The following is a 25876-nucleotide window of genomic DNA, read 5'->3' on the forward strand; positions in this document are numbered from 1 at the left end:
AGGAAAATGAAAGTAGGGAAGGTATTGCTTATTCTGCTCCTTTGGGGAGCGGGGGGAGGGCTCTATGCCCAAACTGGTCCACAGATATTTGTAGGAAGTGAAGCGACAGGATCTGTATCAATAGCTGGAGGCGTTGAGGTAAGGGTACAAGTTGGTAGCCCGATTTACACTCCGTCAACTTTGATCAAAAGCACTAACTACAGCGTAAATTACCCTTTTAACCTGTTTTATTTCGGCAGGACTTTTTCCGAAAGCACTTTTGATATTTCAAAAGGCTATTTCTCGGATAAAGTGCTGATCAAATGGGAAGTTGGAGCTTACAGAAAAAAGGTCACGCAATTAAAACTATATAGGCGGGTATTTGACCGGAACAATATCAATGACCCGACGCCATTCACATTGATTGCCACATTGGCTACGGATATTTACGAGTATGAGGACCTGGATACAGAAGGTGGCCTTATATACGAGTATATGCTTGAAGCCGAGGGAATATCAACGGAAATCCGTAAGCGGTATATGAATTTTATCACAGGGCTGGGCTTCCGAAATCCCACTGCGGTGGTTACTGGCCTTGTCAATTTTGATGGAGGCAATCCTGTCAAAGATGTGGCCGTTAGGGCCGAAGCGCAGGGAGCGAGCAAGTCCAATGGGCAAAGTGTTTATCTAAAGGGCAGTAAGTCATGGCTTTCGACTAACCTTGGTTTAACCGAAGAGGTAGACGAACTGACCTTGCAGGCTTGGATGAGATTGGATTCCGGAGAACAGGATTTTACCCTTTTTGATCTTTTTGAGGGAGCCGAAAGTAAGTTTAGGGTTTCTTTGTCAAGAAAAGCGGAAGGTTACCGCTTTAGCTTTTTTAAGGAGGGAGGGAGTTCTTCTGTATATTCCGTACTGTTGCCTGGAAAGATCCCGACAGGTGCGGTTAACGGAAAAGGGGAAGATATTATGTTTGACTCGGAGGAAATGATGAATGCCCAAGACTCTGAGCAGAATTTCTTTCATGTCAGTGTTAGTCTTCGCAAAGGAGAAACGCCGGAACTTTTTGTAAGCGGAAGGCCAATGACCGCAGAGTATTTCTCGAGTTTTGCTACGGCCGAGGAAACGGATATAGATGAATGGATACAAACCTCAGGTAACCTGACCTTTCAGGGATTACCATCTTTGGGCATAGTGGATATGGGTAAAGGCCTGGAAGGCAACTGGGACGAGACCCGGATTTGGAAGAAGAATTTTGACGACGAAACTATCCGTACCGATTTCCGCCGATATTTGGCCGGGAACGAGCCTGATATGATATGCTATCTGAGGTGCGATGAAGGAGTTGGGGAATATACCTATGATATTTCCAAGGGTCCGATCGAGTTTAACCGAAACCACGCTCGGTTGGTGAAGTCGGATTGGTCTCAAGATATCCCGTTGGAAACCCAGCTCGGGATAATGGGCATTACGGACAAAAACGGCAATTATATTATAGCGGCCATACCGTATAGTGGGGCGGGAGAGTCCTACACTATAACGCCGATGTATGGTGTTCACCAATTTGACCCTAAACAGCAACTGGTTTATTTGGGCAAAGGTGCGGAAGTGGTGAACCAAGTGAATTTCATAGATATATCATCCTTTATTTTCAGAGGTATTGCAATGTATGACGCAAGGCGAATGTTTGATGCGTTGGAGACAGTGCCGGGAGTGATAAAGATAGAGGAAGATGGCTATAACCAGTATCGGGTAATAAAATCGTCTGGAGAAGAGCTGGTAAATAAAGGCGGGTATTTTCAAGATGGGGAAGAACTCAAAGAGTACCCGAAGATCTACCTTGAAGGAGCGAACGTATATGTTGATGGCGAACTTGTTCTAGATAAAGATAAACGCCCAGTAGTAACGGACAAGGATGGAAAGTTCGAGATAAATGTACCTATTGGGAACCATTTTGTAGAGGTTAGAAAAAAGAACCATCACCTCGTTCATGGAGGACGTTTTCCTGCGGCTTCAGGCTCCTTGTTCGAGTTCTTCGAACATCAGGAAGCGCCTCGAGTGTTTCTGGACACTACGTATGTTACAGTAGTCGGTCGTGTGGCTGGCGGATCAGTTGAGGCGGCAAAGGAAATAGGGTTTGGTTTTGATGGGAAAAAGGAACATCTGTTTTACGCTGATACGGATAGTGCGCATTCTGTCACCTATAGTTCAATTAACAATATAGGACAAGCTAGGCTGATACTGAATTACCTTCCTCCAGGTACGCAAGCAGGTAGTGAACTACAATATTCATTCAAGACGAATAGTGAAACTGGTGAGTATAAAGAGAAACTTTTGCCACTAAAGTATACTTTGAATGAAAGTAATGGCATAAAAGTGCTTAGTAATGGAGAAGTCTCGCTTTTAAGTTCTAATGAAGAGCTGGATTTTGAGTCTGTACCTGATACACAGGTATCTCAGTTTACAGGGCCTCAAGATGAGGTTTTGGACACAAGTTTACCGTATCATTTCTCGAAGAGTTTTATCTATAGAGCCGTGCCTGAGCTTCGGGTATTAATGCAGGAAAGTGAAAAGTTTGTGACAATAGAGGATGAGGTAATATCCACAGATGGCTTTGAACATCCTGTATTCGGGCAAATGAAGCCTTACTCGGTAGAGTTGTATACACTTGAATCTTATGAAAACAGGGATGACCCAAATGACATTAAAGAGTTTGAGGTACCAGTAGTAGATGGGGAGTTTGTAATCACAAATACCTTGGCCTACCCAGGAACGGAGACTTTGGTGAGAAGCCCCAAAGATGCAAGTATAATTACATATAGTTTTAAGGCGGGGACACCTTCGATTACCCCTCCGTTCACTCAAAATCTCGACATTCAGTTTAAGGTTAACGGACTGCTTTATTCCCCTACGACAGATTACGAAAAGAAAGGCATTATATTGGGCGGGATCTCTGACGGAAGTCAAACATTTTTTACCGTGGCTCCTGATATTCCTGATATAATTCTAAGGGACCCGCCCGGCTCCAATAGTTTTGCTACCATTACGCAAGGGCAAAGCATTACGGTTAAAAAAGAGGCGAACGTGACTTCCTCCATGAATGACAATATCACTACTGGGGTAAGTCTAGGAGCGGATTTTGAAGCCGGGGGCGGTCTTGCGGGGCCAGTTGTGGATATTGATGTTACCGAAGATGTAAGTACCGGGATCTCAACAACAAGAAGTACTTCCGAAACAGGTAGCGTTACAGAGACTTACACATTCAATAGGACAATTTCTACCAGCTCGGATCCGACTTATGTTGGGGCGGATGGAGATCTGTATATCGGAAAATCAAAGAACTACTATTATGGAATGTACGATAATATCGAAGCCACAATTGAGGCTGTGGATGAAGCTCCCCACATAAAATTGACAAATAATAAAGGAGAGTCAATTCATATTAACAAGACAAAAGCTATCAGTTTCAAGGAGGAAGCTTCGAAAACATTCTTTGTATACTCACAAAAATTCCTGCTGGAAACGCTGATCCCCGAGTTGGAGGTAATAGTTCAGGCGATCGATAACGGATCCGCAATTCCGGGAGAAGATGGTATACAGGAAAGAGAGAGCTATGAACAACAAATTCGTCTTTGGAAATCGACTATACAGGAAAACGAAAGGTCTAAATATAAGGCGCTGAATGATCGTTCAGGTTTATTGTCTGATATTGAGGCCGTAGTTGACAGTAAGTTTTCACCGCTATTGGACAAAGCGTTTGAGAATAATATTTCTTTTGAAGCCGGTTCGGGTGAGTTTCAGGAGACGATAGAAACTACATTGATCCGAGCAACAACAACGGAAGTGACACTCGCTGTAGATGCGTCATTTGCGTTGGGAGTAGGTTTAGAGACAAACGGAGTGGGCGTTTCGCTAAATACAAGCGGTACAAACTCGAACGTTAGCGGTGGCATAGATACCGATGAAGAGGCTCTGACGACGACAATTAGCTATACGCTTAGCGACAATGATGAAGGAAACTTCCTTAGTGTAGATGTCATTAATCCTTTCGATGGCAACGGCCCTATATTCGCTACTATTGGCGGGCGGACTTCGTGTCCGTACGAGGGGGCTTCGGTATCAAAATTTTATAATAATGATACCTATGAGCCAAAGGTAATCGGTGAAGGGGGGGAGCTGTTCGGCTTCGCTACACAACAAGTGGAAGATCCCGAAATCACTGTTAACAGGAAAGAAGTTACCGATGTTCCGGAAGCGGGAGCCGCGGAGTTTATGCTTTATCTTAAGAATAACGGGGAGACTCAAAAGGAATCAAACTTCTTACTCAAGGTAGATAATATAAGCAATCCGCTGAATGCCATCACAAATATTAGTGAAAACGGAACCGTCGTCAATGTTCCTTATGGTCAGGAAGTTCCGTTTTTATTAACTCTTAGGAAATCCGTCTCAGATGTATATGACTACGAGAATATAAATATCACTCTCGCCTCACTATGCGAACCGATAGATCTTATCGATACGGTAACCGTAACGGCCAGATTCGCCCCTTCATGTTCGGGGGTAGTAGTATCCAAACCATTGGAAAACTGGGTGGTCAACCACAATATAGCCTTTAACGATGATGGAACCACAAATGCGACAGTCATCGAATTAAAGGACTATGACAGGGACTTTGGGGGAATGGAACGGATGGTATTGGAATACCGAAACGCCAAATCTCCTTCTTGGACTAGGCTTCATACTTACTACAATACCACCGAAGGTTATAACGAAGCCGTTACGGCTAATCAGGATCAGATTAGCTTGTTGGAAACTGCCAAAGTCACTTTCGCCTGGGATATAGGCGAGGCGGATTTGCCTGATGGGGAATATGAAGTCAGAGCCACCACTTATTGCGCAAACGGAACAGAGTATACGTCCAAAGCGATAAGGGGAACGGTAGACCTTAACGTACCCGTACAGTTCGGAACACCTTCGCCAACGGACGGAATCTTAAGCGCTGGTGAGGATTTGCGCCTTCGCTTTAGCGAAGAGGTACTTTACAATAGCGCTATAAGTAAGATTGAGATTAAAGGGGAAACCAATCAGCAGAAAATCAACCATGCCGTTTCGGCATACTTTGAGGGAGCGGGAAATAACGTGGTGATTCCAAAACCTAAAATCGTAAACGGTGACTTTTCCATGGAGTTCTGGCTTCGGGATCTGACTAACGGAGCGGCGGCTACCTTGGTGGTTCAAGATAACGGCATGCGTGTAGACCTAAACGCAGGGCAAATACATTGGAGTATTGGAGATCAAACATTATCTACGGCAATCGCTGATGATGAATTGTTCCATCATTATACATTGACGTATTCCCAAGAGAACGGAACCTTAAGGATCTATCAGGACGACAGTGAATTGAAGCACCGAAATGGTGTAGGCTTTCTGGATTTTGAAAGTAATAATGACCTAGTGATAGGAGGAAATACTTTCAAAGGTAATATCCATAATTTCAGGATTTGGAAAAAGTCGCTGACTATATCTGAAGCCTATGCGAAGATGTACGATAAGTTGCTTGGCACGGAGAAAAATCTGGCTGGTTATTGGCCGATGAACGAGGGTAACGGAACTCTAGTCCGGGATTTGGCCCGATTCCGTCACGGCAATATGAACGCTACTTGGGATATCAAACCCAAAGGCACGGGATATGAGTTTGCGCACGGACATTTTCTGAAATTAGACAATGTAGGCTTTGCTCAACTTACGGACGAGATGGATGCCACGTTGGAATTCTGGATGAAGACAGATTCTCCGCAACAGGCTTCCCTGTTCTCCAACGGCCGTGGCGATGGTACCGATCTGGATCAGGCCAATGGAAAAGACAATAAGTGGTCCGTTGAGCTTGATACCGATGGGAAATTGAATTTTGCCAGCGAGGGCGTAAGGCTTGAGCTTACCCCTGACGCCGTTACGGACGGCAATTGGCACCATGTAGCGATTGTGATGGGACGGCGGGGTTCAATGAAGACCTATATTGACGCACAATTGGTCAGTTCGAACGCTGTCAGCCATATTGGCGGATTCTCCGGAAATGTGATTTGGTTAGGAGCCAGAGGCTTTATCAGCCTGTCCAGCCAATATAGCCAAGACCGGAAGTTCACGGGCAAGCTCGATGAGGTACGCCTGTGGAATATGGAGCGTACGTTAAAGCAAATCGACCGCGACCGTTATTGCGAGGTTGATTTCAATACAACGGGACTGATGGTTTATGCTCGGATGAACGAACCTGATCCCGTAACCGGTGACGGGCCGCGTTACTACCATTACTATAAAAATAATGAGGTCAGCGCCTCGAAGGCGGTTTTGAATGGAGGCTCGGTTAACTACACCGAAGACGCGCCCAAAATTAAACCCGCACGCGAACTGCTCTCGTTCAACGTATATCACGTAATCAATGGTGACGAGATGATCCTGAGCCCGGAAATAAGCAACTGGGCGATATTGGAAGGGCAGATTCTTGACATTACGGTTCACCGGATGTTCGACGAGTCCGGGAATATGCAAAGCTCTCCTATAACCTGGACGGCCTTTGTTCGCCGAAACCCGATGCGCTGGTTTGTGGGTGACAACGAAGACCAAGTGGTCATCAACAAAGACACTGGCGAGGAGAAACAATTCGAGATCACAATCGTGAACCAAGGCGGAACGGACCAGCCTTTCTCTATCGACAATATCCCGTCTTGGCTGACTGTGGAACCTTCCGAAGGGACTATGACTCCGAACAGTTCCATTAAGGTCACCTGTACGGTGGACGGTGATTTGCCTATCGGCGAATACGCTTTAGACCTCTACCTGGATACCGATTATGACTTTGACGAAAAGATAAAGGTAGACACCCGGGTGTTCGCAAAAGAGCCCGATTGGCAAGTCAATGCCGCGGACTACGAATATAGCATGAACGTGGTGGGCAAAATCAGGATCAACGGTGAGATCTCCGACGACCCTTATACCATGGTATCGGCGTTTGTCAATGACGAGCCGAGAGGCAAAGCCTTCCTAGCTTATGATGATGTTTACAAGGAGCATTTTATCTACCTGACCGTTTACGATAACCAGGCGGCGGGCAATAAGGTGGATTTCAAAATCTGGGACGCTCGCACCGGGCGGATAGTGGTTGCCGAGATCGACGGCGAATTGGATATTCCTTTTGTCGCCAATGATGTGCTTGGTTCTCCAAGCGCCGCAAAGATCTTCTCGGCCACTGACCAGATGGAGCAAGTCCTGAATCTGGAAGCCGGTTGGAACTGGGTAACCGTATTGGTCGATGATCCTGATATGACGGATCTTGACAAGATGAGCCAAGGGGTATCGTTCAGCGACGGTGATTTTATCAAAGGAAACCCCTCCAGTGGCGATTATACGGCCATTTACACTGACCGTTACGGCTGGTCTGGGACTTTGAACGGGAATATGGCGCCATCGGATATGTACAGGTTCCGGTTGGTGGAAGGAATGACGCTTAGCTTTACTGGCAGAATGCGTGACGCCCAGCAGAATTTGCGGATGGAGCAGGGCTGGAACTGGTTGCCGTATCTGAAATATGAGGACGCCCCGATAAACGAGGCCATGGCATATTTCGAAGCCAGGGAAAACGATGTTATCAAGAGCCGACGGGGCTTTGCGATATATGATAACAAGCTGGGCTGGATCGGAAGCATCTCGCACCTGAAGACCAACAAGGGCTATATGCTTCTTTGCGCCGAGGGTCAGGACTTTAGCTACGCGTCTTTCGGGCAAGCGCCGAAACCAGCGCAGGTCCGTACGGACGTGTTGCCGGCCGAGCCTGATTTTGGCAATAGTGGAAAATTCGAGCACACTATGTCATTGGTGGCAAATATACCCGACTGGCCGGGCGGAGGCGATCTTGTGCTGAAGGCCTATGCGGGCGAAGAATTGCGAGGTATCGCCAAGGCCAGAAATATCGAAGGAAAGGGACAACGGTTCTTCCTGACGATGTTTGCCGACAAAGCGGGAGACCGTATGCGTTTTGAGGTGGTTAACGAGGACAATGGACATATCCTTCTTGCCGGCAACGGCCTTGATTTTATCGCTGACGGCGTGACGGGTACCTTGTCTGATCCGTTCCCGATAGAGCTTAAGGGAGTGGGAGTGCAGGATTTGGTTTCGGTAGAAAACCCTGTTGAAGACCAGTTGACGGTTTATTTCAACCTTGAGGAAGAACAGCGGGTGCGGATCAAGCTGATCGGGTCAGATGGCCGTTCACTGTTCTCCGACAGAGTGAAGGTTCCTGCCGGGGCATATTCCTGGGAACGGAGTTTTGATTATCCGTCGGGCGTGTATGTGCTGAGCTTGCAAGCCAATGGCTGGACAAGAACCATCAAACTGATCAAAAAATAAAGAATAGCCTTCCCGATACGTCGGGAAGGCTATTTCTATTCGGTAATGATAACCGGGATTTTGATTTCCGATAACCGAAAAGAATCAAAACGATGAAAAAAATAATTTCCACTATCTGGCTGTCCGTTCTGGCTCTTATACTGAGTTTTCAGGCCGGATATTCGACGGTGACACCTCCGGATTGGTCGGTTCGAGCGAACGACTTCCAATACAATATGACTGTGATTGTTTTTTCCAATATTGGGGGAACGGTGATCCAGGACGCGGACAGTGAAGTGGCCGCCTTTGTAGGCGGGCAATGCCGTGGTGTTACCAATTTCGTTTACGATCCGAAAACGAAACGCTATCTGGCTTTTCTGACCGTATATAGCGACTCGCCCGGCGAGTCAGTTACGTTTAAGGTTTATGACAAAGCCTCTTCAAGCGTACACGATATCGGCCGTGGGGCGGTATTCGCCGACGGTGGCGTAATCGGGAGCCCGGACAGGCCGTACAGCCTCTCGGACCCGGCCTTGGAGACAGGAGCCACATTGCAAAATTTCGATTTCGCTACGGTAAGAACGTGGGTGACCCGTGAGAGCGATGATACATTCAGAATACTGGTGGACAAAGGCTACGGCGTAGACGCCTTGGTGCCGGTGTTTCAGGCTTCGCCGGAAGCCAGGGTGACGATTGATGAAGTGCCCTTGGTTTCGAATACCGATCCTTTGGATTTTAGCCAAAGCGTAACCGTTACGGTACAGTCGGAAGACGAATGGACCACGAACACCTACACTATCCATGCTGCGGAACGGCCGTATTATTTGGGCTCGACTTTGGAATCTTGGTCTATCGGAGGTCATGAGGGGATTATTGATGAGAATAATCTCGTGACCGTGCACGTACCGCCCGGATTTAACGTGGCCGAAGCGCAACCGGAATTTGTGTTGTCTATCGGCGCTAGGGCGAAAATCAATAGCGAAGTGTTGACCAGCGGACAGACGGTGGTTGACTTAAGGAAGGACAAAACGTTAGTTGTGGAATCCGAAGGCGTGGAGAATTTCACCGCCTATACTTTGCGAGTGATCGTAGACTATTTCGAAGGGTCGGACCTTACGGCTTGGTCGGTGCCTCTCCAAAACGGGCAAACCATTTTCCATGAGGACGGAGTGGTAGAGTTCCATGTGCCTCCGGGCTATGACCTGTCTTCCGTGGAGCCAACCTTCTCCCTGTCGGAAGGGGCGGTGGCCAAATTGGGGGAAGAGGTGGTTGAGAGCGGGCAAACCAATTTCGATTTGACGAAAGACAAGAGTCTTGCCGTAATTTCCCAAAGCGGAGAGAACGTCAAAGTATATACTCTCCGGGCCGTTGTAGATTATTATCAGGGCGATGAGTTGACGGCTTGGGTAGTGCCGAACCAAAGCGGTACCACCATTTTTCATGAAGATGGACTGGTGGAATTCCATGTATTGCCGGGTTATGATATTACGGCCGTAAGGCCCAATTTTTCCTTGTCGCCGGGCGCTACGGCCAGAGTAGGCTCCGAACAGGTATTTAGCGGGCAAACCAGTCTGGATTTGAGCCGTGACCGCAGTTTTGCCGTCACATCCCAAAGTGGCGAAAGCGTTAGGGTATACACGCTCCGGATAGTGGTTGACTATAACCAGCGTTCGGAGTTGTTGTCGTGGTCAGTGTCTGGGCAAAATGGGCAGACGGAGATTCACGAGGACGGAGTGGTAGAGTTTCATGTGCCTCCGGGTTATGATGTGGCATCCGTAAGGCCCAATTTTATACTGTCCTCTGAGGCTGTCGCCAAAATCGGTGAGCAGGTACTGGTTAGCGGACAGACAACCGTTGATTTAAGGCAGGATAAAAGTATGACCGTTACTTCCCAAAGCGGAGAGAACGTATCGGTTTATACGCTTCGTTTGGTGGTGGATTATTTCCAAGGTTCGGAGTTGACGGCGTGGTCTGTTCCTTTCCAAAACGGGTTGACCTCGTTCAGGGAAGACGGCGTTGTGGAATTTCACGTTCCTCCGGGTTATGATGTTTCCGAGGTGCTCCCTACGTTCTCATTGTCAGAAGGCGCGGTGGCCAGAATTGGAGAGGACGTTTTGGTTAGCGGTCAATCGGCTTTGGACCTTGGTCGTGATAAGAGTCTGACGGTCACATCCCAAAGTGGAGAGAACGTGTCGGTTTATACGCTTCGTTTGGTGGTGGATTATTTCCAAGGTTCGGAATTAACGGCGTGGTCTGTTTCTTCCCAAAATGGACAGACCTCCTTTAGGGAAGACGGTGTGGTGGAGTTTCATGTACCTCCGGGCTATGATGTTTCCGAGGTGAGACCGACATTTTCCCTGTCCGAAGGGGCTACGGCAAGGGTAGGGGAGGAACTGTTGGTGAGTGGCCAGACAGCGATAGATTTAAGCCGTGACAAGAGTTTGACAGTCACCTCCCAAAGCGGGGAAAACGTATCGGTTTATACACTTCGTTTGGTGGTGGATTATTTCCAAGGTTCGGAGTTATTGACTTGGTCGGTGCCTCAGCAGGTAGGGGAAACAATCTTTCACGAAGACGGCGTGGTTGAGTTCCATGTGCCTCCGGGCTATGATACCGAGGCGGTAATTCCGCAATTTACATTGTCGGACGGCGCGGGGGCCAAGGTAGGCGAAGAGACGTTGGCCAGTGGCCAAACGGGGCTGGATTTGAGTCGCGATAAAAGCTTGGCCGTCACATCACAAAGTGGCGAGAACGTAAAGGTCTACACTTTACGATTGGTGGTCGATCACCTTCAGGGTTCCGAACTGATCTATTGGGGTGTGCCTGACCAGAATGGGGCCTCCATTTTTCACGAAGACGGCGTGGTTGAGTTCCATGTTCCGTCGGGTTATACCTTGGGCTCCGTCAAGCCCAGCTTTACGATTTCTTCCGGCGCGAGCGCCAAGATCGGCGAAGAGCCGTTGGTTATCGGCCAGAATATAGACCTTAGTCAAGACCGAAGCCTTGTGGTTACTTCCCAAAGTGGAGAAAACGTTACGGTATATACCCTGCGGGCGGTGGTTGACCACCTTCAGGGTTCCGAACTTTTGACATGGTCGGTACCGGACCAAGCGGGGGAGACGCTCTTCCAGCAGGACGGGCTGATTGAGTTTCATGTCGCGCCCGGCTACGACGTGGCCAACGTGATTCCGAATTTCACAATATCCGACGGAGCGACAGCCAAAATAGGTGGCGAGACTGTGGTAAGTGGCCAAACTGGCATTGATTTAAGCCGGGACAAAAGTATGGCGGTCATTTCGCAAAGCGGAACAAGCGTTACGGTATATACGCTTCGTTTGGTGGTGGATTATCTGCAAGGCGCTGAATTGTTGGAATGGAATATTCCTGACCAAAACGGCGAGACTGTTTTCCGTGAGGATGGCGTGGTCGAGTTCCATGTGCCACCGGGATACGATCTGTCATCGGTGACACCTTCATTCACCATATCGGCGGAGGCCGTGGCCAGAATCGGCGAAGAGGTGTTGACAAGCGGACAATCCAGTCTTGACTTGAGCCGAGACAAAAGCTTGGCTGTAACATCGCAAAGCGGAAAGAATGTGAGTGTTTATACCTTGCGTCCGGTGGTGGACTATTATGAGGGAGCGGAATTGACGGCGTGGTCGGTGCCGAACCAGAACGGAACGACTGTTTTCCAACAGGACGGCGTTGTGGAGTTCCATGTGCCTCCGGGTTATGATATTTCGGCCGTCACGCCCGACTTCAGCCTTTCCGCCGGGGCGGAGGCCAGAATCGGCGACGAGGTTTTGGTCAGTGGCCAAACGGCTTTGGATCTGAACAAAGACAAAAGCATGACGGTGATCTCGCAAAGCGGTGAGGCCGTAAGAGTTTATACGCTCCGTTTGGTGGTGGATTTTGAGACGGGATCAGAGCTATTGTCTTGGTCGGTGCCGGACCAAAACGGCGAGACGGTTTTCCGGGAAGACGGCGTGGTCGAGTTTCATGTTCCGCCGGGCTATGCGACGGAAGCGGTAGTGCCCGCATTCACATTATCCGCGGGGGCCGAGGCCAAAGTGGGAGGCGATGCGCTGGTTAGTGGGCAGACTGTGCTTGATCTGGGCCGTGACAAAAGCTTGGCGGTGACCTCCCAAGACGGTAAAAGCGTAAAGGTTTATACGCTTCGTCTGGTGGTGGATTATCTACAGGGTTCTGAGCTTACCGCCTGGTCGGTGCCTAATCAGAATGAGCCGACGGTGTTCCGCGAAGACGGTTTGGTGGAATTCCATGTGCCTCCGGGTTATGACCTTTCCGCCGTTAGACCATCGTTTTCTTTGTCGGACGGAGCCGAGGCCAAAGTGGGCGGGCAAGTATTGGCCAGTGGCCAAAGCGTGTTGGATCTGTCAAGCGACAAGAGTTTGGCCGTGACTTCCCAAGACGGCAAGAGTGTCAATGTTTACACCCTGCGGTCCGTGATAGATTACCGGACGGAAGCAAACCTATACGCTTGGGACGTTACGGGGCAAGTGGGGCGAACCGTTTTCCGCGAAGGCGGCGTGGTTGAGTTCCATGTAAAACCGGATTTTGACCTGGCGAACACCGTTCCGACCGTTGCGGTATCGGACGGGGCCAAGGTAGAGATTGACGGTAGGCCTTACCGAGCGGGCGACGCCGTGGATATGAATGAGGACCGGGTGGTGTTGGTTCGTTCCGAAGACGGCAAGACCGCCAAAGTGTATAAGATCAAAGCCTTTGTCGATTATTATTCCGGAGCGGAACTGACCGCCTGGAAGATCGGTGGCCAGAACGGCGAAACGATTTTCCACGAGGACGGGACGGTGGAATTTCATGTGCCTCCGGGCTATGATCTCACTTCCGTGATACCCGACTTCGAGATTTCGGAAGGAGCGGTGGCCAAGATAGGGTCGGAGAAGATAGAATCGGGAGTTACTTCGGTTGACCTTTCCCGTGACCAAAGCTTGGTGGTGACTTCGCAGAGCGGGGAAAACTTTAAGGTATACACCCTTCGGGTAGTGATCGATTTCAAACAGGATGCCAGCCTGTTGACAGCCAAGGCCAAGGGCCAGAAAGGCGAGACGGTTTTCCGGGAGAACGGAGTGGTGGAGTTTCATTTCTTTAACGGAAAAGACCTTTCAGCCGTAGAGCTTGAGTTCAGCGTATCGCCCGGTGCCAGTGTCCGTATAGACGGCAAAGTGTATGACGGCGGGGCGATTGACCTTAGGCAAGACAAAAGCGCCGTGGTGATAGCCGAGAACGGAGAAAACTTTAACGTTTATACCCTTCGGGGAATTATCGACTACCGGACAGGAGCCGAGCTTCTGAGCTGGACGGTAGACGGACAAATAGGGCAGACGGAATTCAAGGACGGCAATGTGGTGGAAATCCGGGTGCCTTCCGATTTCGATATCACCAAGGTGAAAGCGAGGTTTACCCTTTCGCCGGGGGCGATGGCCAAAGTGGGCGGACAAGAGATAGTGAGCAACCAGACAAGTTTGGACCTTAGCCGGGACAAAAGCTTGGTGGTAGTGGCCGAAAGCGGCGAGTTGTTCCGGGTGTATACTTTGCGCGTAGTGGTCGAGTTTGAGGAAGGGGCTAAGCTTCTGAGCTGGAACGCTCCGGGACAAACGGGTGAGACATTATTCCGAGAAAACGGTTTGGTGGAATTCCATGTACCCTCGGGCTACGATATTTCCGCGGTCAAGGGAACCTTTACCCTTTCGGACGGCGCCGTGGCCCGTGTCGGAAACCGTGAGGTAAAGAGCGGTGAGAGCGCTTTGGACTTCACTACGGATATCAGCCTGGTGGTGGTCTCCGAGAGCGGTGCCGTTTTCAACTCCTATACGTTGCGGGTAGTGGTAGACTTTAGTCATAGCGCAGAGCTTAAAACTTGGGAAGTTCAGGGTCAGAAAGGAGAGACATTGTTCCGCGAAAACGGTCTGGTGGAATTCCATGTGCCTTCAGGCTACGATCTTTCGGCAGTCAACGCCGAGTTTACCCTTTCCGAAGGTGCGTCGGCTACGTTGGATGGGGAACCTTTCGTAAGCGGGCAGAATCTTATCGACCTGCGGGAAACCAGAACGGTGGTGGTAAGGTCTGAAAGCGGAACGGAGCAGAGCGTTTACACCTTAAAGGCGATCGAAGACTTTGGCGCCGACGCCAGACTGCTCGCTTGGCATGTGCCGGGTCAGGTTGGCGGTACGGTATTCACAGAACACCACGAGGTGATTTTCCATCTACCGTATAATTTCGACGTTACGGAATCGGTCGGGGTATTTAGCCTTTCGCCGGGAGCCGAAGCTTATGTCGGCGACGAGTTGGTGACCAGTGGGCTGACGGCACTGGACTTATCGAAAGACCAGAGCTTAAGGGTCTTGGCCGAAGACGGTATCTCCAGCAACGTTTATACGATTCGGGCCATTGTGGACAAGAACGACGAAGCCCGGATCAAGGTCTTTGATGTTGAAGGTCAAATAGGCGAAAGCGTAATTCTGGATCAGGAAATAACGGTGAACGTGCCGGCGGATTTCGATCTTGGCCAAGCGCTGGTCACGTTCGAGGTTTCTGAACGGGCCTCTTTGGTTTATAAAGGAAGCCAAGCCGTTAGCGGGATCACTACCATTGACCTTACGAAAGACCAGAGCTTGTTGGTGATTTCCGAATCGGGCAAAAAGCAGAATGTTTATACCGTCCGGGCGGTAAAATCGCTTAGTGACGAGTCCGCCTTTATTTCCTTCAATATCGCCGGTCAGCGCGAGGTACCCGTGATTTCCAAAAACACGGTCACTGTGGAAGTGGACGAGGGCACGGACCTGACAAAAACCAAGGTGAATTTTACGGTATCGGAAGGCGCGAGTGTGTATCACAACGACCGTGAGATAGTTAGTGGCAAAACCGTAATCGATCTTAGCGAAGGTGGAGAGTTCTTGGTTGTGTCGGAAAGCGGGGCGGAATTCACCCAATACAATGTGGTGGTCCTGTGGATCGATACCGTTATGGAACGCTTTGAGGCGGCCAATATGGTTACGCCGAACGGAGACGGGTTTAACGAAACCTGGATGATCAAGAATGTGGAAAAATACAGGGATTGCAAGCTGAGTATATTCGATTTGGGCGGAAGGTTATTGTATGAGACAATAGGTTACCAAAACGATTGGGGCGCTACGGAGGACGGGAAACGTCTGCCAGTGGGCACTTATTATTTCAAGCTTGAACACGATACGGAAGATTTCGATAAGACGGGCTATATACAAGTGCTTTATTAGGCGGTCCGGTAGATTCTGACAGTTATGAGACAGATATTGAAAAGCGTAATATGCCTAATGGGCCTGCTGGCGATAGTGTCGGTGGCCCAAGCCCAGATGACGACGCCTTACGGCACGCTGTTTTACAAATTCGGGTTTTTGCGGAATCCGGCCCAAGTGGTGAATTATCAGCACGCTGTATATGTCGGGTACCAGAACTATTGGGTGGATGTGTCGGGCGCGCCGCAGAACCTGTTTGTGGGCGGTATCTACCGCTTTCGGCCGGAGGTGGCTATTTCCATGTCTTTGGACAAATATATGGAGAGCTTCGTGACGCGAACGTCCGGGCGATTACAAGGGGCCTATAAATTCAAGATCGACAAAAAGCAGAGCTTGAAATTCGGGCTTGAGGCCAAAATAGTGGACACCCGTCTGGATATGGACAAGATAGTGGTGTTTGATCACGAGCCTCTGTTACGCGAATTGGATCGTACCGCTCCTTATGTTTATTTCAGTGCCGGTGCGGAGTATGTGTATGACCGCTTTAGCGCTGAGGTTTTTATTCCGCAAGGTACCGAACACAGCTTTGACGTTACGGAAGGGGTTTATGCGTTGGCCAACTATTCCGTTCCGTTGAAAAAAGGCTTTGAGGTAAAAGGCGGAGCCGGTGGCGGCATATTGTACGAGTCTGGGTATTGGGAAGTGGACGCTCAGGTGAGTTACCAGTCCGCTTTTGACCTTAACTTGCGGTATCATTCCCTAGGCATAGTTTCGATGGGGTTCGCTATCAACTTCGGGCAGTTGACCGGTAGTGCGTCGTATAGCGCTAACGTAAAGTCGGATAGCGGAATGGGCGGAAACCATGAGGCGTTTCTGATGTATGGCGGTGAGGTAAGCGACATAAGAAAACGTAGGTTCAACAAAAACAAAAAGCTCTCTGGCAAATCCATCGATATCGGTGACGAGCTACAAAGACTTGAGGAACAGAATGAGGAGCTGGCCAAGTCGCTTGACAAGGTTTTGGAGGAGCTTGAAGAGCTGAACAAGAAACAGCAGGATTTTATCGATTCCGAAAAAGGGGAATCGAAGATGAAGAGTTACCCGCTGGAGCATATGGAAAGCGCCGAGGAGAGCGATGAAAAGGACGAGGTAAAGGCTGGTTATTATGTAGTGGTGGCTTCGTCGAAACATATGGCCGATTTCGAAAAGCTGAAGGCTTCATTGGCCAAGGTGGGCATGAAAGCCGGCGTGTTCTTTAACAACCGCAAGGAGCGTTACTATCTGTACACAGCCAAGTTCGATACGATGAAAGAAGCTATGAAGGAGATGAAACGAATGCGCAAATCCCGCTTCAAGGGAGTGAGGGTACACCGTTATAAGCCTGAGTAATCTTTGCAGAAGGTTTGCGGGGTGAGAACCCTCATCCCGTAAATTTTACTCGATCGAACTATGTTGTTGTAATTAATGAATTTTTTGTACTAATATTCGTTATCTTGCCTTTGTGAGTTATATGTTTGGCTCCTTTATCTGGTAAAGATATGGTAAACGAATACTACTTTGATAATTTTCCTGAGCTGGAAAGTGAGCGTTTGATTTTTCGCCGGTTTTCGATCGACGACGCTCCGGATGTTTTTGAGATACGCTCTGACGATCGAGTGATGAGGTTTATGGATAGCCACAAGCATCGCAACGTTTATGACTCCGAAGGGTTTATTTCGAAAAACTTCGAGATTTACAAAAAAGGGAATGGCTTGTTTTGGGCGATTGTGGAGAAGGCATCGGGTGAGCTGGTGGGTGATTTCGCTTTTTGGAGAATTGAGAAAGAAAACCGCCGTGCGGAAATCGGCTATAGTATGAAGCCGAAATTTTGGGGCAAGGGCTTTATGACCGAGGCGATGGACAGGCTATTGAGGTTTGGCTTTACGGATCTTAACCTGCATAGCGTGGAAGCGGAGATTAATCCCGAAAACGAGAATTCGGAGAAAGTTTTGCTACGGATGGGCTTTAAAAGGGAGGCCTATTTCCGAGAGAATCGTTTCTTTGATGGCTGGTTTTTGGATAGCGCCATTTATAGCCTTTTGGAGCGTGATTTTAAATATGATATGTCCAATCTTGTCGCTAGCGTGAATAGTAAAAAGTAGGACCGTTTGGCAATGGGTATAAGGTCTTAAGTATTAGGTATTCTATTGGTGAATTTACCTAATGCTTAAGACCTGTTTGGATTAAAACGACAAACTTTTTGGTAGAGTAACGCCAACTCGGTTTGTCGATAATATTCATCTCGATACGGGTTGTGTTTACAGGTCTCTGTTTATTCTCAATAAGATGTTTCGCTTGTTTTTGTTGGAATGAAGCGCCTGCATGTATCGGAGAGGAGTCTTTAAGGGATCAATTTAGAATTAAAAAAATGGCGCATGAGAGCAAGTCCCATACGCCGTGTTGGTTTAGGAGTAGGTATTTCTTTTAGGAAAAGTAGTCTATGTGAATTGGTTTCGTATAGGATTGGTATTCGCAATCCGCACCAAGATCCCAATCCCATTTTCTACTTTTTACCCTGTACTCTTTACCTTTTACTAATCAAAACAATCACCTGAAATCAAACCAATAATCACCTTCCAACGGTTTTTGCTCGCCGTGTTGGTTGAGGCTGTGCGGTTGGCCGTTCGGGCCGGTGTTGTCCGGGGAGTTGATCTTGGTTCCGATTGCCGGTATGGCGTTCATCAGTGAGATATTCCCTTCGGGGAACGGTGGGAGCTGGCAGTTTCTGGCCTCGTCCATTTCAGGTGTGAAGAGGTGCAGGAAGCTGTAGTCCGTCTCGCTGACGATGGTAAAACTTTGGCTGTTGTTGCTGATTTCGGCCCAATACAAATCGCCGAAATAGCCTTTGAATTCCGGATACACCCATTGAGCGCCTGTGCGGGTATTGTTGTAGGTGTTGCCCCATTCGCCCAGATTTTGGCCACGGGTACGGTTGTTCCATACACGGTAAGGGCCTTTGCCCAGCCAACGGGCTTTCAGGTCGGGCGTTTCGGGAAAGTCGAAGGTGATACCCAGCATCTCGTGACGGCCACGGATGTTGAATATCCGGTAGCTCAACTTTACGAGGCCCGACGGGAAGACTCTCCACTTGGCCCAGCTTCTTTTTTCGGTGAACCGGCTGAGGATTTCCAGCGTGTCGCCCACCATTTTATGCTCAAGCTTTTTCAGCTCGTACCCTTTTACGAATCTTGGTCCGTTGTTGAACGGAATCTCGCCTTTGCTGTTGTGTACCGAAGTCAGCAGGCCGGTTTTTAGGTCGAAGGTAACTTTGATATCGTCGGCTTTGGCAGTTAGTTTGTCGCCGTTCGTTTCCACGTTTACTTTGCCGTCGCTCTTCGCTTCCTTTACGAATCGCTTTGCGATATCCATAGGGAATTTGATCGGCCAAGTCCAGGTGTTCACTTTGTTATCTTCTTTGTCAAAAGCTTCGAGTACCAACAAATCGGCGTTCCTGAGCGAGGGAAGGTTCAGCTTCATATAAGCTTTCAGTCCGGGTTCGGCGCTTGGGAACTGCCCTTTGCCTTGCGCTACGGTTTGGCCTTTGGCCGAAGGAGTAGGCAAGGTTTCGAGCCTCCAAATATAATTGCATTGGTCAAGGTTGGTGTGCAGGTACTGGTTCTCCACTTTGAGCCTTCCGTCAAAGCTTTCAGGGATATATCTTCTAGTAAACTGAATCGGTGACCACACGTCGCGGACGGTGTAGAAGCTGGCTTCCTTCTCGCGGTGCGGACCGAGGATACCGTCGGCGCCCTTGTCGCCGGAGCAATCGATGCTGTCGTTCAGATCACGGCGACGGATACCTTCGTCGAGGAAGGCCCAGATAAAGCCGCCTCCGGAGTTTTGGGAGGTGCGCATCTCTTCCCAGAAATCGCTGAGTCCGGCGCCGGCGCCACCGTCATACAGGGCGTGCAGGAATTCAGTCTGAACGAAAATATCCCTTGAATGATGGAAGGTGTGTACGCCGTAATTATGTGATTTGTAATGCTGGGCGTCGAAGCCGTTATGGTAATGCGTAGGGTGGTAGACGAAACGCTTTTGCGGGTCGAGGGCTTTGAAAACGGGTTCCAAGTCAAGGTCGTAACCGCCCTCGTTGCCGTTGGCGAAGGCGACTATGCTTGGGTGGTTCACGTTGGCTTCCATCATTTGGGTCAATACCCTTTTGCCTATTTCGAAATCGTAAGACGCTTGGTAAGCGCCAAGCTCGTCGAAAACCATCAGACCGAGGGAATCGCAAACGTCGTAGAAATGCTGGTCGTGCGGATAGTGGGCCATCCGGACGGCGTTCATATTCATCTCTTTCATCAGGAGAGCGTCCTCAATGCTTAGGCGCTTGCTGGTGGCGCGTCCCCATTCCGGATGCCAGCTGTGGTAGTTCGATCCTTTGAACACCATTTTTACGCCGTTCAGATAGATACCGTCGTTCGGGCGGGTTTCCACAGTCCGGAAACCGATACGTTCCTTTTTGGTATGGACAGTTTTACCGTTTTTAAGCAGATCCAAGCTGAGGACATAAAGGTTCGGTGACTCACAGTCCCAGGTTTTCACATTATTATAAGTATTTTGAAGCTGAACGTCTCCGTTTTTCGGCAAAGGAAATTCTTTCGCTTCGCCCACTTGCTCACCCGTCACCAAATCATAAAGGGATTGACGCAACGTATATTTTTTCCCTCTGGGTAAAAGCCTTACGTCCACGCTAAGACTACCGTCCATACGGGCGTCTACGGCAAAACCTTCGATCCGCTCTTTGGGAGAGATTTCCAAATATACGGGACGGTAAATACCGGCGACTGTCCAGAAGTCGCCCTCGCGTTCGGCGCTGTTTACGCTTCCGTTTTTCGACATTTTGTCCACTTCCACACGCAGGCTGTTCTTTTGCCCGTAGTGTACCAGTTTGGAGATGTCGTATTTGAACCGATAAAAACCGCCTACGTGTTTGGCGCCGGCTTTTTTGCCGTTGACGAATACGGTGGTTTCCACCATAGAGCCCTCGAATACGATCTCGACCCGCTTGCCTTTGGCCGATTTGTCTACGGTGAATTCATGTTTGTAGATGCCTCGTTCATCGGCTTTCACCATATTTTTGCCGAGGCCGTAGCGTGGCGTTCCGAAGCCCTGAGGTTCCCAACTGGAAGGCACCGGAATAGTGGACCACTTGCCGCTGTTCATTCCTTTGGTACAATAAAAATCCCAGGATACGGCGTCGTCTATGCCTTTGCCCGAGAGGTATTGGCGCTGGCTTTCCTGCGCCACGGCGACCGTGGCGAAAAGAAACAGGAGCGCCGTCAAAAATCTAAACTTGCTCTTCATCGTGCTATATTTGTGCTGTATGGATTTATATTTTTACCGATCGACAATAAATCATCGGGCGGAGGAGTTTTGCCTTGTATAAAACTGGTCGGATCAAGTACCTCAAAAAAGCAATTAGAGCTATGTAGGGCTGGTTTGCAACGGTTTGCGTATCGAAAAAATCCGGGAAGGGTTCCGGCCTCGGTACCAATTTTTTATGAAGAAAAAATCGGGGAGCAAAATGCATGTTTATAAAAAACGACAGCCCCACGCTTAAGGACGAGGGGCTGTCGGAACGAGGTTGGAAATAGATGAGGATTTTACCTTTCGTCCTCGATAAGCGTATGGGCGCATGGCGATTCAAACTCCGCTTGGAAAGTGACATGGTTAATGTCGAACTCGTCAAGCAAAGTCTTCTTTAAATTGTCGAACACCGTTGCGGTATCGCTGATAGGTATGTTTTTTTCAAACTCGATATGGGCTTCCAAATGGGTGTCATTATCGTTGAGTTGCCAAAGGTGGGCGTGGTGCATACCTTTTACATCAGGGTGCTCCGTTACTTTTTGGCTAACGGATTCCAGCTGAATATCCGATGGAGCGAACTGCATCAACACTTTCAAAGTCTGGGTGAGAAGCCCGTACGAAGAATAAATCAGATAAAGAGCCACGGCGATAGACAATAGGCTATCGACCCAATAGATCTTGAAATAAAACATCACGGCACCGCCTATAAGCACGGCCACCGACGAGATCATATCTGTAAACAGGTGCAGGTACGCCGAACGCATATTCATATTGTTGTCGGCTTCGTCCTTGATCAGTAGCACGCTGGCGCCGTTGAGCAAGACGCTCAGGCCAGCCAAAACCATTACGGTCACCGACTTGATCTCGATAGGAGAGTAAAGGCGTTCTACGGCTTCTTTGATCAGGAAAACGGCGATAACCAACAGCGTAGCCGAGTTGATCATGGCGGCGACGATTTCCGCGCGTTTATAACCGAAAGTCCGGCGCTGGCAAGAGGGGCGTTTGGTTAGTTTATTGGCGAAGTAGCTAATAAGCAAAGCCACCACGTCGCTGAAATTGTGCAGGGCGTCGGAGAGGAGGGACAAACTGCCGGAGAGCAGGCCCCCAACCGCCTGTCCGACGGTAATGAGAATGTTGAGGAAAATAGTGACGGCCAGTTTGGTGCCTTTCAGGTCGCCGTGGTGATGGTGGTGATGACCATGACCGTGATTGTGTCCGTGTGAATGGGAATGGGCCATATCTTTTTTGTCATGTATATATTCGGTTGTGCCAATATCGGGAATTTATAGCGCAACCGGGTTGCAATAGGGTGAAAGGCCCTCCGAAATCCGATTTGGGTGATGTTGGGTTCTTTTTTGTATTCCCGGAAATGACAAAGCCCGACGGCCAAATTTATTAACCGTCGGGCTCTGAATTTCTAGTAGGGAGGGTTTGTTAAGGCTTAAAGACTTGTGTCTTTCTTACTGTTAATGATCTCGATAAGGCGTTCAAGTTGCGTATCTCGGTCTCCTAAAATCATATCAAGATCCGCTTCGAGCTTAATGTCGGGTTGGGTTCCGTTACCGTCCAGCGTTTTACCGTTTCGTTGGAGCGATATCATGGTCGAAATTTTATATTTCAGTTCCGAGTTTTTGAGTTCGAAATAAGTGGAACGGCCACTAGACCCGTCAGTGGTAACGCCTACGAGTTTTACGTTATCCAAACCTTTGAATGCGGAGGCCAGAATAGAAGACGCACTAAAGCAGCGCTCGTTCATTAAAATATAGACGTTGCCAGTAAAGGGCTTTTTACCTGTTTTGAGGACCATATAGTGCGGTTCGCTGAATTTTGCGAAATCAAAATCCTTTTCTGGACGGAAAGCTTTGTTGAACCGGTCAATGGCCTTTCGGTCTTTTCGGGTGAACTTATCGGAGCCGTAGCGATAGAGATACCTTTCGTCCATTCCGTCAATTGTTTTTTTATCGTCGGCGTCAGTGCGTACGTAAGCCACGTTGGCGACCCACGGACTCTGATCTTTCGCAACGATATACAGGGCGAGCATATTGATGATATCTCGGCTACCTCCCTTGTTGTAGCGGATGTCGATGATTAGGTTTTCGGCGTGCTGGAAGGTTTTCATGCTTTCAAAAAGGTGATTTTTGAAGCTTGGTTCCTCTTCAAATGAATACATTTTAGGAATCGCCATATACCCTGTTTTTTTCCCTATCCATGAGGACAGTTTATAGTATTTTTTGTCGTCCAGATAGTCGTCGTACTTTCTTCTGATATCCGCTATGCTCACATACTTTTCCCTATTAGTACGAGGGGATGCTTCCAGCGTGATTTTTTGACCGTTAGTATTGGAAAGCGTAAGAGCGATCAGGCCACTGACTTTTTTACCGTTCATATACATAAGCGGGCCGTATTTTCTAAGGTCTTCGGCGCCTCGTGTCAGCATGGAAGCGTATGGAGCCTTAATGTTTTCGGTGGCGAACTGTGACAAGAAGTCCTGCATTTCGATACCGTTAATTGAAGTCAAGTATGGGAAGTCCGCATTATAAAGGTCATATTTCCTGTCGTTCTTTTTGAGGGCGATTAGCTTGTTTTGGTAATTGGCGAGCAACATCGGAAAATAAAGCTTGTCCTGGGGAATGGTGTCGAAATCCACACCCGCCCATTTAACCCTAGCGTGGCGATCGCCTATTTTAAAAATGATTTTTGATACATTGGAAACAAAATCTCTAGTGTCAACTTCCTCCTTTTCTTTGAGCTCACTTCTGAGCTGGCCGATGGCCGTTTTGTAGTCGTAATCTGTGATATGGATATAGGAGGAACGTTCTTCTAGATTGTTTTCAAACTGTCGTAAATCTTCCAACGCTTTTTGTGAGCTAAGTTTTTGTTGGGCGAAAAGGGGTGAGTTCGAAAGTAGGAGTAGTGTGATAAATAATGATCTGAAGAGCGGCATACTTGGTTGATTGTGAGATAAACATGAAATAAGCGCACAAATTACATTAATTTCTTATGAAAATCATTTTGTTTGAGTTTTAAAAGTTCAAAAAAAGACTGATTAAGTTATTTAAATGTTTTTAGTGCAAAAATATGGTTTTGATTAAGGAAAATGAAGATCAGTTATTAATACATAAAATTATATGTAGAGCTTTTTCACCATACGTCTTTTGCTATGGCGTATTTGGAATGGGACAAGAGTAGAAGTACCGCTGAAGAAATCCAGTACATAGATGATAATAAAGAAAAAGAAATGGCAGAACGGAGGGCTTAAGTTTAGATCAGCTATATGCTCTGGGAGAAAAATTTCAACAAACAAAAAGTCCCGCAACTGGCGGGACCTTTTTTATCGAAATACGCTAAAGGCGCATTGTAGTATCTGTGACTTTAGGCACTTCAAGTAAATGAGTTTATGGTTGTAAAGGAACGAAGTCCAGGATTTTAACACAATACCCGAGCAGTCTCTTTACGTTTTACTATTTACTCAGTACCAATCAAATTACGCTTGGTTAACCTCGTCCTTGATCTTGTTGATCGAGGCTTTGGCGTCGCCGAAGAGCATTTTGGTACGCTCCCCGAAGAAGAGCGGGTTTTCGATGCCGGCGTAACCTTTGTTCATACCGCGCTTCATTACCACTACGGTTTTGGCCAATTCCACATCGAGGATAGGCATACCGTAAATCGGGCTCGTAGTGTCTTCTTTGGCCGCAGGGTTTACCACGTCGTTGGCGCCGATTACCAACACTACGTCGGTAGTCGGGAATTCGGCGTTGGCTTGGTCGAGTTCGAGAAGCTTGTCGTAAGATACGTCGGCCTCGGCCAAGAGTACGTTCATATGGCCCGGCATACGTCCGGCAACCGGGTGGATGGCGTATTTTACGTCCACACCCTCGGCCGTAAGAAGTTGCTCAAGCTCGTGGATGGTGTGTTGGGCTTGCGCTACGGCGAGTCCGTAACCCGGTACCACGATTACTTTGCTGGCATACTTAAGCTGGATAGCCAAGTCGTTCGGCATTACTTCTTTCACCACTTGCTCACGGTCGTTGCCTGATCCGCCCGATCCGCCACTGAGTCCGCCCACGAGTACGTGGAGCAGGGTACGGTTCATGGCTTCGCACATCAGTACGGTAAGGATAATACCCGAAGCGCCTACGAGGATACCGCCGATGATCATTACGTTGTTACCGTAAATCAGGCCGGCGCCCATGGCTCCGATACCGGTGAACGAGTTAAGCAAAGAGATAACCACGGGCATGTCGCCACCGCCGATAGGCGTTACGAACACTACGCCGTAGAAAAGAGATACGGCCAACAGGGCGATAACGAGGTTGAAGTCGAGAGAGTCGCCCATAGCGATCATAACGCTGATTGCGATTACGGCGATAAGCGTAAGCACGTTGATCACTTGCGGAGCGGGAAGCTTGAAGTTGTCGCGGAGGCTGCCGTTGAGTTTGCCGTAGGCGATCAAACTGCCTGAGAACGAAACGCTACCGATGATCAGGGCGAAAATGTCGGTGAATACCGCTGCGCTCATCATATCGGTGCCAGCCGGGAGGTTGTAAAATTCAACCAAGCCGATCAACATGGCGCAGGCGCCACCCAGACCGTTGAACAGCGATACCATTTCGGGCATCTTGGTCATCTGGATTTTCTTGGCGGCCACGAGTCCGATACCCGAGCCCAAGGCTACGCCGGCTACGATCCATCCGTAGTTGTTGTTGCCTTCGATAGGCTCGAACAAGGCTACGAGGATACCGAGAATCATACCCGCGGCGGCGGTAAGGTTGCCTTTCCGGGCGGTTTCGGGGTGGCTAAGCCCCTTGAGCCCTACAATAAACAGGATAATGCTGACCAGATAAAGCAGGTCGGTTATAGTTTTTTCCATCGTATTCTATATCAGTGGGGTTCCGGCAGGGCCGGCAATGTTC

Annotated in this window: 8 protein-coding genes; 4 read left to right on the forward strand and 4 right to left on the reverse strand. The window is 48.7% G+C overall.

Annotated features, from left to right (window positions below; translation table 11 throughout):
• The first annotated feature begins 6 nt into the window (after positions 1-6).
• From AABK39_RS22080 to AABK39_RS22095, 4 genes are all read left to right on the forward strand, one after another.
• Positions 7-8379, forward strand: coding sequence for a LamG-like jellyroll fold domain-containing protein (locus AABK39_RS22080; protein WP_338395168.1), 8373 nt, complete (start codon positions 7-9; stop codon positions 8377-8379).
• 92 nt (positions 8380-8471) lie between these two features.
• Positions 8472-15635: a T9SS type B sorting domain-containing protein gene (locus tag AABK39_RS22085; protein WP_338395169.1), complete on the forward strand. Its 7164-nt coding sequence runs from the start codon at positions 8472-8474 to the stop codon at positions 15633-15635.
• A gap of 24 nt (positions 15636-15659) precedes the next feature.
• Positions 15660-17003 (forward strand): type IX secretion system membrane protein PorP/SprF, encoded by a 1344-nt coding sequence (locus AABK39_RS22090; RefSeq protein ID WP_338395170.1) that lies wholly within the window; start codon positions 15660-15662, stop codon positions 17001-17003.
• Between the two features lie 149 nt (positions 17004-17152).
• On the forward strand, positions 17153-17755 hold the full coding sequence (locus AABK39_RS22095) for a GNAT family N-acetyltransferase (protein WP_338395171.1): 603 nt from the start codon (positions 17153-17155) through the stop codon (positions 17753-17755).
• Between the two features lie 445 nt (positions 17756-18200).
• Here AABK39_RS22095 and AABK39_RS22100 read toward each other — a convergent pair whose 3' ends face one another.
• From AABK39_RS22100 to AABK39_RS22115, 4 genes are all read right to left on the reverse strand, one after another.
• A complete protein-coding gene (locus AABK39_RS22100; RefSeq protein ID WP_338395172.1) occupies positions 18201-20960 on the reverse strand; it encodes a glycoside hydrolase family 2 protein in 2760 nt (919 codons plus the stop codon).
• A gap of 299 nt (positions 20961-21259) precedes the next feature.
• Complete coding sequence (locus AABK39_RS22105) at positions 21260-22201, reverse strand: cation diffusion facilitator family transporter (protein WP_338395173.1); 942 nt, start codon at positions 22199-22201, stop codon at positions 21260-21262.
• A 203-nt stretch (positions 22202-22404) separates the two neighbouring features.
• A complete protein-coding gene (locus AABK39_RS22110) occupies positions 22405-23817 on the reverse strand; it encodes a S41 family peptidase (RefSeq protein ID WP_338395174.1) in 1413 nt (470 codons plus the stop codon).
• Between the two features lie 630 nt (positions 23818-24447).
• Positions 24448-25833: an NAD(P)(+) transhydrogenase (Re/Si-specific) subunit beta gene (locus AABK39_RS22115; protein WP_338395175.1), complete on the reverse strand. Its 1386-nt coding sequence runs from the start codon at positions 25831-25833 to the stop codon at positions 24448-24450.
• Positions 25834-25876 lie beyond the last annotated feature (43 nt).

This window comes from Fulvitalea axinellae (assembly GCF_036492835.1).
Lineage (GTDB): Bacteria > Bacteroidota > Bacteroidia > Cytophagales > Cyclobacteriaceae > Fulvitalea > Fulvitalea axinellae.

Coding starts and splice junctions, on each gene's coding strand:
- AABK39_RS22085 (WP_338395169.1), top strand. CDS start 8,472: ATGAAAAAAATAATTTCCACTATCTGGCTGTCCGTTCTGGCTCTTATA.
- AABK39_RS22080 (WP_338395168.1), top strand. CDS start 7: ATGAAAGTAGGGAAGGTATTGCTTATTCTGCTCCTTTGGGGAGCGGGG.
- AABK39_RS22100 (WP_338395172.1), bottom strand. CDS start 20,960: ATGAAGAGCAAGTTTAGATTTTTGACGGCGCTCCTGTTTCTTTTCGCC.
- AABK39_RS22090 (WP_338395170.1), top strand. CDS start 15,660: ATGAGACAGATATTGAAAAGCGTAATATGCCTAATGGGCCTGCTGGCG.
- AABK39_RS22115 (WP_338395175.1), bottom strand. CDS start 25,833: ATGGAAAAAACTATAACCGACCTGCTTTATCTGGTCAGCATTATCCTG.
- AABK39_RS22095 (WP_338395171.1), top strand. CDS start 17,153: ATGGTAAACGAATACTACTTTGATAATTTTCCTGAGCTGGAAAGTGAG.
- AABK39_RS22105 (WP_338395173.1), bottom strand. CDS start 22,201: ATGGCCCATTCCCATTCACACGGACACAATCACGGTCATGGTCATCAC.